Origin of the sequence: Parvibaculum sp. (assembly GCF_035511255.1) — a bacterium.
GTDB lineage: Bacteria > Pseudomonadota > Alphaproteobacteria > Parvibaculales > Parvibaculaceae > Parvibaculum.
Map to the genome: position 1 here is coordinate 1 of NZ_DATKFR010000299.1, position 10,658 is coordinate 10,658.

10 protein-coding genes and 1 pseudogene are annotated in these 10,658 nt (G+C 64.7%); 4 read left to right on the forward strand and 7 right to left on the reverse strand.

Translation table 11 applies throughout. From position 1 onward, the window contains the following. Both VMR03_RS11775 and VMR03_RS11780 read right to left on the reverse strand, forming a co-directional pair. Window positions 1–207, reverse strand: a pseudogene (locus VMR03_RS11775) (dihydroorotase); the annotation flags it as partial. Continuing rightward, on the reverse strand, window positions 204–1,166 hold the full coding sequence (locus tag VMR03_RS11780; RefSeq protein ID WP_325405432.1) for a glycosyltransferase family 9 protein: 963 nt from the start codon (window positions 1,164–1,166) through the stop codon (window positions 204–206). The pseudogene VMR03_RS11775 and the gene VMR03_RS11780, both read right to left, overlap by 4 nt. 166 nt (window positions 1,167–1,332) lie before the next feature. On the opposite strand from VMR03_RS11780, the gene VMR03_RS11785 reads away from it, so the two are divergent. The 4 genes from VMR03_RS11785 (at window position 1,333) to VMR03_RS11800 (ending at window position 4,944) form a co-directional block, all read left to right on the forward strand. Then, window positions 1,333–2,190 (forward strand): folate-binding protein, encoded by an 858-nt coding sequence (locus tag VMR03_RS11785; protein ID WP_325405434.1) that lies wholly within the window; start codon window positions 1,333–1,335, stop codon window positions 2,188–2,190. Continuing rightward, entirely contained in the window at window positions 2,180–2,803 is a 624-nt protein-coding gene (locus VMR03_RS11790; protein WP_325405436.1) for a DNA-3-methyladenine glycosylase I, read from the forward strand. The genes VMR03_RS11785 and VMR03_RS11790 overlap by 11 nt, the downstream gene beginning before the upstream one ends. A 173-nt stretch (window positions 2,804–2,976) precedes the next feature. Next, window positions 2,977–3,510: a polymer-forming cytoskeletal protein gene (locus VMR03_RS11795; protein WP_325405438.1), complete on the forward strand. Its 534-nt coding sequence runs from the start codon at window positions 2,977–2,979 to the stop codon at window positions 3,508–3,510. Between the two features lie 309 nt (window positions 3,511–3,819). After that, window positions 3,820–4,944: a beta-ketoacyl-ACP synthase III gene (locus VMR03_RS11800; RefSeq protein ID WP_325405439.1), complete on the forward strand. Its 1,125-nt coding sequence runs from the start codon at window positions 3,820–3,822 to the stop codon at window positions 4,942–4,944. Window positions 4,945–5,135: 191 nt separating this feature from the next. Here VMR03_RS11800 and VMR03_RS11805 read toward each other — a convergent pair whose 3' ends face one another. The 5 genes from VMR03_RS11805 to VMR03_RS11825 all read right to left on the reverse strand — a co-directional run. Then, window positions 5,136–5,510 carry a hypothetical protein gene (locus VMR03_RS11805; RefSeq protein ID WP_325405441.1) on the reverse strand — a complete coding sequence of 125 codons (375 nt, stop codon included), beginning with the start codon at window positions 5,508–5,510 and terminating at the stop codon, window positions 5,136–5,138. A gap of 30 nt (window positions 5,511–5,540) precedes the next feature. Then, complete coding sequence (locus VMR03_RS11810) at window positions 5,541–6,401, reverse strand: universal stress protein (protein ID WP_325405443.1); 861 nt, start codon at window positions 6,399–6,401, stop codon at window positions 5,541–5,543. Window positions 6,402–6,417: 16 nt separating this feature from the next. Then, window positions 6,418–7,332, reverse strand: coding sequence for a hypothetical protein (locus tag VMR03_RS11815; RefSeq protein ID WP_325405444.1), 915 nt, complete (start codon window positions 7,330–7,332; stop codon window positions 6,418–6,420). A 2-nt stretch (window positions 7,333–7,334) separates the two neighbouring features. Continuing rightward, window positions 7,335–9,866 (reverse strand): ATP-binding protein, encoded by a 2,532-nt coding sequence (locus tag VMR03_RS11820; protein WP_325405446.1) that lies wholly within the window; start codon window positions 9,864–9,866, stop codon window positions 7,335–7,337. 132 nt (window positions 9,867–9,998) lie between these two features. Continuing rightward, window positions 9,999–10,658, reverse strand: a 660-nt coding sequence (locus VMR03_RS11825; RefSeq protein WP_325405447.1) for a TonB-dependent siderophore receptor, incomplete at its 5' end; no start/stop codon positions are given.

A 10,658-nucleotide genomic window follows, 5' to 3' on the forward strand; every position in this document is an offset into this window, starting at 1 on the left:
GCCGGGCTCGCGCAGATGCACCTGGCTGTCGACGACGCCGGGCAGCACATGGAGCCCTGTCACGTCGACCGTCTCGCCGGCGCTCGCGCGGGCAAGATCGCCGATGGCGGCGATGCGCCCGTCCTTCACCGCGACGTCGCCAATGCCGACGCCGTCATGATTGACGATGGTGCCGCCCCGGAAAATGAGATCGTAGCTGGCGCTCACGCGATTTCCTTTTGCTTCGAGGGTTCCGTCCGCGCGAGAAGGGCGCAGGCCGCATCATAGACCTTATCGACGCTGAGATCGTACATCGCCGAACGTCCGGTGCTGCGCCCCTCCTGGGCGATGATCTCTTCATGCGAGCGCGGCCCCCGCACCTGCGCGGTATTGGTGCCCCAGGGATCGTAGCGTCCGTCCGGCGTCGGTCCGAACAGCCCGAGCGTCGGCGCGCCCGCCGCCGCCGACAGATGCATCAGCCCGGAATCATTGCCTATATAAAGTCGCACACGCTCAAAACAGGCCGCGACGAGGCTCAGATCCTCGCCGATGAGCTCGATGCGCCGCTCCACCGGGACCGCCTCGAGGATCGGTTGTGCGAGCTTGTTCTCTCCCGGCGCGGCGGCGACGAGGACGTATACGCCTTCGAGCGGGCCGCCCGGCCCCGTCAGCCGCCGGACAAGCTCGGCCTGATATTCGATCGGCCACATCTTCATCTTCCAGGATGCGGACGGCCCGATGGCAAGCACCGGCCGTCCGTCGGGGATGATCTCGCGGGCGCGGCGACGCGCCGCCTCGCCCGGCCAGACGCGCGGCCAGGGCGCCGGATCGAAGCCGGCGACGCCTGCATTGTGAATGACCCTGTGCAGCGTATGGTTCGCGCGCAGGATATGGCGCTTGCGTGTCCAGAGTAGAAAGGCGGTCGCCGAGCCCCGAAGATCGACCACGGCCTCGAAACGCCGGAACATGGTCGCGCCCAGAAGCTTCCGCCAATGCCCGGCCCGGGGCATTTTTTTGAGGACGATGACCTTCTCGACCCCCGGCGCATGCTCGAAAATCGGCACGGCGAGCGGCCCGCAGGCGACCCAGAATTTGGCGCCCGGATAGCGCTCCATCAGGCCGGCAAGCAGCCCCGTCGACAGCACGGCGTCGCCGATCCGGTTCGAGGTGATGAAGAGAATGCGCATCCGGCCGAACGCCGATCTTGCCCTGAGGTGAAAAAGGGTGCGGAGTATAGGAGTGCCGCCCCACCCTGCCAAGGGAACCTCCTTGCGGGAGCCGGGACGGCTCACCAGATGTGACGGACCGCGCCGGGACGGGCGGTTCACCGAGAACGGAAGTCGAAGAAGAAACATGACCGGGCTGAAGGCGACTGTCCTGCCGGAGCGGGGGGTATTGCGGGTCGGCGGCGCCGAGGCGCGGCCTTTCCTCCAAGGACTCATCACCAACAATATCGATCTCGTGGAGCCTGGCCGGGCGATCTATGCCGGCCTGCTGACTCCGCAAGGCAAGTTCCTCTTCGACTTCTTCGTCCATGCGGAGGGCGACGGCCTGCTCCTCGATTGCGACGGCGCCCGCCTGCCCGATCTGATGAAGCGCCTTACCTTTTACAAGCTGCGCGCCCAGGTGACCTTCGACGACCTGACATCGAGCCATGCGGTCGCCGTCTATTGGGGCGGCGAGGCGGCACCCGCCGGCGCTTCCGCCGATCCGCGCTTCGCCGGGCTGGGCTTCCGCGCCGTCCTGCCGAAGTCCAGCGATCCCGTGCAGGGAGCCGAAGCCGCGACGCCCGCCGACTATCACCGTCACCGCATCGCGCTCGGCGTCGGTGACGCGGCCCGCGACTTCGAGCCGGATCGCACCTTCCCGCTCGAAGCCAATTTCGACGAGCTGAACGGCATCGACTTCAAGAAGGGCTGCTTCGTCGGTCAGGAAGTAACCTCGCGCACCAAGCGGCGCGGCAGCGTCAGAAAGCGCCTCCTTCCCGTTCTCGTCGAAGGCAATCTGCCCAAGCCTCATACGCCGGTCCGCTCGTCGGGCCGCGAGGCCGGCATGATCTTCTCCGGCGACGCGGAAACGAACCGCGCTCTCGCTCTGCTTCGCCTCGATCTGATCGACGGCGCCGTGCTCGAAGCCGGCGACGCGAGCCTGACGCCGGAAAAGCCGGTCTGGGCGACATTCGAACTTGAAGGCGAAGCCGATGAAGCCTGAAGCGAACCCCATCGCGAAAGTCGAAGCGACGCAAGGCTGCACATGGCCCGGCACCGATCCGCTTTATCTCGCCTATCACGACACCGAATGGGGCGTCCCCGAATATGACGACCGCGCGCTTTTCGAAAAGCTGATCCTCGACGGCTTCCAGGCGGGTCTTTCCTGGATCACGATCCTCAGGAAGCGGGAAAATTTTCGCGAGGCCTTCGACCATTTCGATCCCGAGCGCATCGCGCGCTACACGCCGGCCCGCGTCGAGAAGCTTTTGAAGAACGAAGGCATCATCCGCCATCGCGGCAAGATCGAAGCGACCATCGGCAATGCGCGCGCCTATGCCGATATCATGGACCAGAATGGAGGCTTCTCGGGCTTCATCTGGAGCTTCGTCGACGGCAAGCCGCTGCAGAACAAATGGAAGAGCATGCGCGATGTGCCGGCGGAAACGGAGATGAGCCAGAAGCTCTCGAAGGCGCTGAAATCCAAGGGATTCCGCTTTTGCGGTCCGACCATCGTTTATGCGTTTGCGCAAGCCGTCGGTATGGTCAACGATCACATGGTGAACTGTCCGCGCCACAAGGCCTGCGCGCAACTGGCAGTATCGAAATCACGCTGAACGAAGTTTCTTTTTACCACCGCACGCTTTCGCCACAATATGGACGCATGCAGGTCAATTTGTGGCTCTAGTTTTGCCGCTTGTCAGCAAACAGCGGAGGGAGGCCAGGGACGATGTTCAAACGCCCGAAGGACACTTCGGATTCAACGTCGACGACGGACGGACAGCAGGACATGCTTCCGCCCCCGGGTCGCATCGTCGAAAAGACGGCGCAGACCGAAAACGAAATCGCATCTGCCAATCGCGTGGTGACCCCCGCATATGAAGTGAGGAAGCCAGCCGTGCGCACGCTTCAATCCCATTCGACGTCGGCCTCTTCCAACACGACGCCGGCCAATCTTCACGTCGGGCGCGGTCTGAAGCTCGAAGGCAAAATTCAGTCCTGCGACAGCCTCGTCATCGAAGGCGACGTGCAGGCGACGATCGAAAGCGGAACGCTGACCATCAGCGAGACGGGCGAGGTCCGCGGCGAGGCCACCGTCGACCAGGCGGAAATCAACGGCAAGTTCGACGGCACGCTCGTCGTACGCAAATGCCTGACCATCAATTCGACGGGCCGCATCACCGGCACCGTCCGTTATGGCGAACTCAAGGTCGAGCAGGGGGGCAAGATCAGCGGCCAGGTGGAGGCGACCGATGCGGGCGCCGACAATGGCGCGCGCTCGACCTCCGGTCGCGAGACCATGAGTCCGGCGGCGACGGCCTGAAAAGGCCGGCGTCACGGGACCCAGCCAGCGTGCGCGGACCCTCATTGCTCTCCTGAGACCGCGTACGCCGGTGTCCCGCTCCAATCCTGAGCACTCTCCTCATTTCCCCGCCCGCCGCCCCGGCGCGGCGGATTTTCGTCGTTCGCGCGGCCCGTTCACCAACTTATGGTTAGGGAGTGGAAACCATCGCCGGGGTGTTCTAGTTTAGCCCCCGATCAAAACGGGGAGGGACGCGAGCGTCCGGCCGGGCCAGAACGGGATGAACCCGCGGGCTGCCGAATGTCGCGCCGACACTAATCAGGTGAGCAATTGACAAAAGTCGTCATCAGCGGGACCGGCGTTTTCACGCCGCCTTTTTCGATCAGCAATCAGGAACTCGTCGAAAGCTTCAACACCTACGTCCGTTCCTTCAATGAGAAGAACGCGGCCGCCATCGCCAAGGGCGAGATCGAGCCGCTGAACGAATCGAATGTCGAGTTCATCCAGAAGGCCTCGGGCATCGAAGCCCGCTTCGTGATGAACAAGGACGGCATCCTCGATCCCGAGATCATGGCGCCGCGTCTTCGCCAGCGTTCGAACGACGAGCCCGGCATCCTCGCCGAAATGGCCGTCGACGCCGCGAAGAAGGCGATGGCCCGCGCGAACAAGACGCCGGCCGACATCGACGCGGTGCTCGTCGCCTGCTCGAACCTCGAACGTCCCTACCCGGCCATCGCCGTCGAGGTCCAGGACCTTCTCGGCATCGAGGGCTTCGGCTTCGACATGAACGTCGCCTGTTCGTCGGCGACCTTCGCGATTCAGACCGCCTACGACATGCTGCGCTCGGGCTCGGTCCGTTGCGTGCTGATCGTCGATCCCGAAATCTGCTCCGGCCATCTCAATTTCCGCGACCGCGACAGCCACTTCATTTTCGGCGACGTCGCGACCGCGATCGTCGTCGAGCGCGAAGAGACCTGCACCGCGAAGGGCGCATGGGAAATTCTCGGCACGCGCCTCCTGACGAAATTCTCGAACAACATCCGCAACAATTTCGGCTTCCTCAACCGCGCGACGCCGGAAGGCGTCGGCGCGAAAGACAAGCTCTTCGTGCAGGAAGGCCGCAAGGTCTTCAAGGAAGTCGTGCCGATGGTGTCGCAGCTCATCCTCGAGCACATGGCCGAAGAAGGTCTCGACCCGAAGGACCTGAAGCGCATGTGGCTCCATCAGGCCAACAAGGGCATGAACGACTTCATCGGCCGCAAGGTGCTGGGCCGCGACCCCGAACCGGGCGAGCAGCCGAACATCCTCAACGAATATGCGAATACGAGCTCAGCCGGCTCGATCATCGCCTTCAGCAAATACAGCGAAGACCTGAAGGAAGGCGACCTCGGCCTGATCTGCAGCTTCGGCGCGGGCTATTCGGCCGGCAACGTGCTGGTGCGCAAGCGGGCCTGAGCTTTTCTCCTCTCTCATCGTCATGGCCGGGCTTGACCCGGCCATCCACGTCTTCCTTCCCTCGCGCACGAAAAGAAGACGTGCCACGACACATTGTCACCCCGGGCTTGTCCCGGGGCCCAGGGGCCGCACGCTCGGTATTTGTCGCCCCTGGATCCCGGCACGAGGCCGGGATGACACCCAAGGGGATGTCATTTCTTCGCAAACGGCTCCACGCTCACGATGCGGAACGTATGCGGATCGCCGTCGGCCTCGACGACGGTGAGATATTCGCCCACCTTCACCTCGTGCCGGTCGAGCTTGAAGAAGGGCTCCTCGTCGCCCTCGCGGCTCACGTCGTAATCGATGAACCAACTCTTGCCGGTGTGGCGCAGCAGGCCCTTCTGGTCGTCCTCATTCGCCCAGAAGCGATGCACGACGCAATCCTTCGTGTGGTTCTTCCAGGCGGCCGGATCGAGCTTGCCCGAAGCGTCGAGCGGCACCACGAGATCGTAGCCATGCGCCGCCGATCCTTCCGGGAATTCGTCGTTGCGCGCGAGAACCATGCGGACGCGGGACAGTGTCATTGCTTTTCTTCCTTCATTGGGGCGCGAGGATCAATGCGCCATCAGAACCGGGATGGTGGCGTGCGAGCGGATATGCTGCGTCGCGCCGCCGAGAATGAATTCACGCAACCGGCTGTGCCCGTACCCGCCGACGACGAGAAGATCGGCGCCCGCCTTCTCCGCCTGTTCGAGCAGCACGCTGCCGACAGGGCGGCCTTGCGCATCGACGAGATGGACATCCGCTTCGACACCGTGAAGCGCGAGGTAGTCGGCGAGCATAACGGCCGGCATCGGGTCGAGTTCCTTGCCGCCGATGCTGAAGATGACGACCTTCTCCGCCTTGCCGAGAAAAGGGATCGCCGCCGTCGCGGCATGGGCCGCGACCGGGCTGTCGTCCCAGCCGATGGCGACCGTGCCGCCGATGGAAGCGACCGCAGCCTTCGGCGCGATCAGCACGGGACGGCCGGCGCTCATCATCGCCGCCTCGAGCGTGCTGCCGCCGGCGATGCCGGACGTCGCCTCGCCGAAAACGATGATGTCGGAAAGCTGGGCATGCGCGGCAACGACGTCGTCGCGATGGCCGGTGACGTCGAGAAAGCGCGCCGAGGGCAACGCCTTCGCGTTGCTCGTCTGCACGAGCGCCACGCCGGCCTTTTGCGCCGCGTCGGCAAACATCGTCCGCGCCCGCGACGATGCGGCATCCGAGCCTTCCTTCGCCGCTTTCAGCAGGTCTTCTATCACCTGTCCCGACACGCCGTCGCCGAGATAGGGCAGCGCCTCCGTCGGGTCGGGCCGCACGAAAAGCCCCACCACCTGCGCGCCGAAATTCCGCGCCACCGCCAGCGCCGTGCCGATCACGGCGGCCTCGGCGGCAATGCCCGACAGCGGAACGAGAATCTTGCGCACACTCATGGATACCGTCTCCTTGCTATGTCGTGGGAGGCGCCGTCCTCGCGATGCGCTCGGCGCCGAGTAGAAGCAGAGGGCATCCGGCCGCCGCCGAAAGCCTCGCGGCATCATCGTCGCCGCCAAGCCAGCCGGCATTGATAACGATCAATCCCGCATGGGCGGCGCGCGCCGCTGCGGCGATTTCGGCCGGATCGCGACCGCGCACATGAAGCCGATGGAAGGAAAGCCCCGTCCGCGCGGCGAGCGTCTCGGCAAAGGCGGCGCAGCTCTGCCCGAGGCTCGACCCGTCATCGACGGCGGCGATGGGCCTTGCCCCCCGCGGCACGATGCCCGGCGCGTCCGGCCTTGCGATCGCCGTGCCGAACAGCCCCTTGGCCGCGACGCCGCGGGCGACCAGCAACACATCGGCCCGCGTCTCCTGCGCGGCGCGCACCGCGCGGCCGACTTCGCGCGCACTCGCATCCGGTGCGCGGATGACGAGCGTGTCCTCGGCATTCGCCGATGCGGCAAGGAGAGCGAGCGGCCGCCCCCGCGCCACATCGAAGCTCCAGTCGACATGCGCTTCCGACGCGATCCGCTGAAGCACGCGCCGCGCCGTTTCGGCCTGCGCCCGCATCGCCCGCAACATGCGCTCGTGATCGACGCCCCGTACCTCGCCGGAGAAAGAGATTTCCCGCGCGAAAGGCAGTCCGCAAAGCGACAAAAGATTCTCGTCCTCGACGAAGACGCCCTTCAGCCGTGCATCGACCGAGGCGGCGAGCCGGGCGGCCAGCGCCAGCGCCTCGCGCGCCATGAAATTCGTGTCGATCCCGACGACGATGCGGCTCTGCACTTTTGGCGCTTCGGCCGGCGTGTTGGAAGAAACCGGCGCGGCCGCCGTCGCCCGCTTTCTCGGGCGGGCGGGGCGCGGTGTTGCGGCCGGTTTCTCGACCATGTCTATTTCTTTCCGCTGTCGTCGCCGCTGCGCTGGGCGAAGCGCCGCTGGTTCTCGGCAAAGGCGGCAAGCCGCGCTTCCGCCAGCGCATAGACGCCCCCCGCCGTGAACTTGCCGTCAGGCCCGCGCACACCGGCGATCCGACCCATCAACAGCTCGACGCCCTCCTCGATCCGCTCGACAGGATAGATCGCAAACATGCCGCGTTCCACCGCGTCGACGACATCCTGCCTGAGCATCAGGTGCTTCACATTGGCCGCCGGGATCAGCACACCCTGTTCGCCGGTCAGGCCGCGCCGCATGCAGATGTCGAAGAAACCCTCGATCTTGTCGTTGACGCCGCCGATCGCCTGCACCTCGCCGAGCTGGTTGACCGAGCCCGTCACCGCGAGCCCCTGCACGATCGGCACTTCGGCCAACGCCGAGATCAGTGCATAGAGTTCGGCCGAGGACGCACTGTCGCCGTCGATGCCGCCATAGGATTGCTCGAAGACGAGGCTCGCGCTCATCGAGAAGGGAATTTCCGGCAGAAAGGTAGCCGACAGATAGCCGGACAGAATGAGCACACCCTTGGAATGGATGGGACCGCCGAGATCGACCTCGCGCTCGATGTCGAGCACGCGCGATCCGCCGAGCCCCATGCGCACCCGCGCCGTGATGCGGCTCGGCCGCCCGAACGAGACCGTTCCCATCGACAGAACCGAAAGCCCGTTCACCTGGCCGATGACCTCGCCTTCGGTGTCGATCATCACGATATCGCGCGTGATCATTTCGAGGCTGCGCTCGCGCATCCTGTCCGCCCGCGCGATCTGCGCATCGATCGCCTCGTCGACATGCCGGGCGGAAATGCAGGCGGCATCTTCGAGGCGCGCGATATAGTCCGCCTCGCGCAGCAGGTCGGCGATGGGCCGCACCGCCGTCGAGATCTTCTCGGCGTCTTCGGCGATCCGCGAGGCGCGTTCGACCGACCGCCCGACCGCCGACTTGTCCAGCGGCAGAAGCTCATCCTTGCGCGCGAGGCCCGCCAGCATGCGCGCATAAAGGAGATCGTTCTCCGGCTCGCGATCGAACTCGTCCTCGAAGTCGGCGGCAACCTTGAAGAGCTCGCCGAATTCCGGATCGGCATTCGACAGCACGTAATAGAGATAGCGGTCGCCGAAGAGGATCACCTTCAGATCGAGCGGCACCGGATCGGGTTCGAGCGACACGGTGCTGACAAGGCTCAGGAACTCCCCGGGAGATTCGATGATGATCTTGCGCCGGCGAAGCGTGCGCTTCAGCGCGTCCCAGGCGAGCGGCTCGCGCAATATCTTCAGCGCGTCGATGAGCAGATAGCCGCCATTCGCCCGGTGCAGCGACCCGCCCTTGATGAGCATGAAGTCGGTGATGAGCGCGCCCATCTGCGGCAGATGCTCGACGCGGCCGACAAGGTTCTGCAATGTCGGATGGTCTTCATAGACGATAGGCGCGCCGCCGCCGATATAGCCGCCCGCATCGGGCTCCGTTTCCGCCTGCCAGGGCGAGGCGCCGGGACGGCGCTTCAGGTCGTTGTTCTCGACGACGACATTGACCTCGTAGCGGCGGAAAGGCGCGAGCGCCCCGAAAGGCACGGGCTGTCCCTGCCCCATCGCCTGGGCAACGAGCGCGGCCTGTTGCTGTTGCTGGTCGCCCGCGCTCGCGAAGATCGCGATATTGTCGATGAGGTCGGTCGCCACGCTGCCCAGCCAGTCGCGCACCGCCGGCATGGTCTCGAAGCGCGCCCGGATGTCGCGCATCCCCTGCTCGACCAGCCGCTCGGCGACTTCGCTGTTGAGCTTCTGGATACGGGTGCGATGTTCCTTTTCCCAGGCCGGAATGCGTTCCAGCGTTTCGGCAAGTTCCTTCTGCAGCGTTCCGATGACGCCCTCGATGCGCTTGCGCTCTGCCTCGGGCAGCGCATTGAACTCGTCGGGCTTCAGCACTTCGCCCTCGTGCCCGTCGCCGTGATGGACCGGCGCCAGCGCAAAGCCCGCCGGCGTGCGCAGCAGCGCAATGCCTTCGGCTTCGGCCTTGGCGCGCAATCCTTCGAAGGTCTGCTCCTGGCGCTCGCGATATTCCTCGTCGATCGACTGGCGGCGGTTCTGATATTCCTCGCTTTCGAGGATGGAGGGCACCGTCGCCTTCAACTCCTCGACGACGCGGCCCATGCTCTCCTTCAGCACGCGCGCCAAGCCCGCCGCGATTTCGAGCACGATGGGCTTGTTGGGGGCCTGGAAATTATTGACATAGGCCCAGTCCGACGGCGCCTTCTGCCGCGTGGCGACGGTGGCGAGAAAGCGCGTCACCGCCTCGTGCTTGCCGGCGCCGTCCGGCCCGAGCACGAAAAGATTGTAGCCCTGGCGCTTGATGCCTGTTCCGAACCGCAGCGCGTCGAGCACGCGGTCCTGCCCGACGAGACCCGGCAAGTCTTCGAGCTCGACGGTCGTTTCGAAGGTGAAAGGCGAAAGATCGCAGGCGCGGTAGAGAAGGTCCGCCGGGATCGGATCGACAGCCATGCTTTTCCTGTTTGCCGGACGAGTTGCAAGACGTTTGGCCCCGACAACTCTAGGACGTGAAGCGCGTCACGGCAAACGGGGCACATCGTCCCGGTTCGTGTCCGGGGACGATGTGCCCGCTTTCGATCTGGCTCAGAAATTATAGCCGAATTTCAGCACCACGGTTCTGCGTGCGCCGTAATAGCCGCCATTTCCCTCGGCCGCGGCGACATAGATCTCGTCCGTGATGTTGCGCGCATTGAGGGTGATGTCCCAATCGGGGGTCTCATAGCCGATCATCGCATCGCCCAGCGTGAAGGAAGGCACGGTCAGGCGGTACAGCGCCCAGTTCTCGTCGTAATGATAGCCATAGCTCGGACCGACATAACGGATGCCGGCGCCCGCCTTGAAGCCCGTCCAGAAATTCTCCGGACGCCAGGTCACCCAGGCCGACGCCTGATGCTTCGGCACCGTCTGGACGGTCCTGCCATCCGCATCGCGCGTCTGGACGAAGGAGTAGTTCGCGTCGATGAAGAAATCCTCGATCCGGGTTTGCGCTTCGAATTCGATGCCGCGCGATTTCGTCTCGCCGGTCTGTTTGCTGAAGCCCGCATGCTCGTAATCCGTGACCAGCATGTTCGATTTCGTGAGATCGAAGACCGCGGCGGTGAAGAGCGACGAGGTACCCGGCGGCTGGTACTTCACGCCGGCTTCATATTGTTCGCCATGCGTGGGTTTGAAGGCCGCGCCCGTATAATCGACATCGTAGCTTTCCTGCAGGAACGACTCGGCATAGCTCGCATAGGGCGAAAT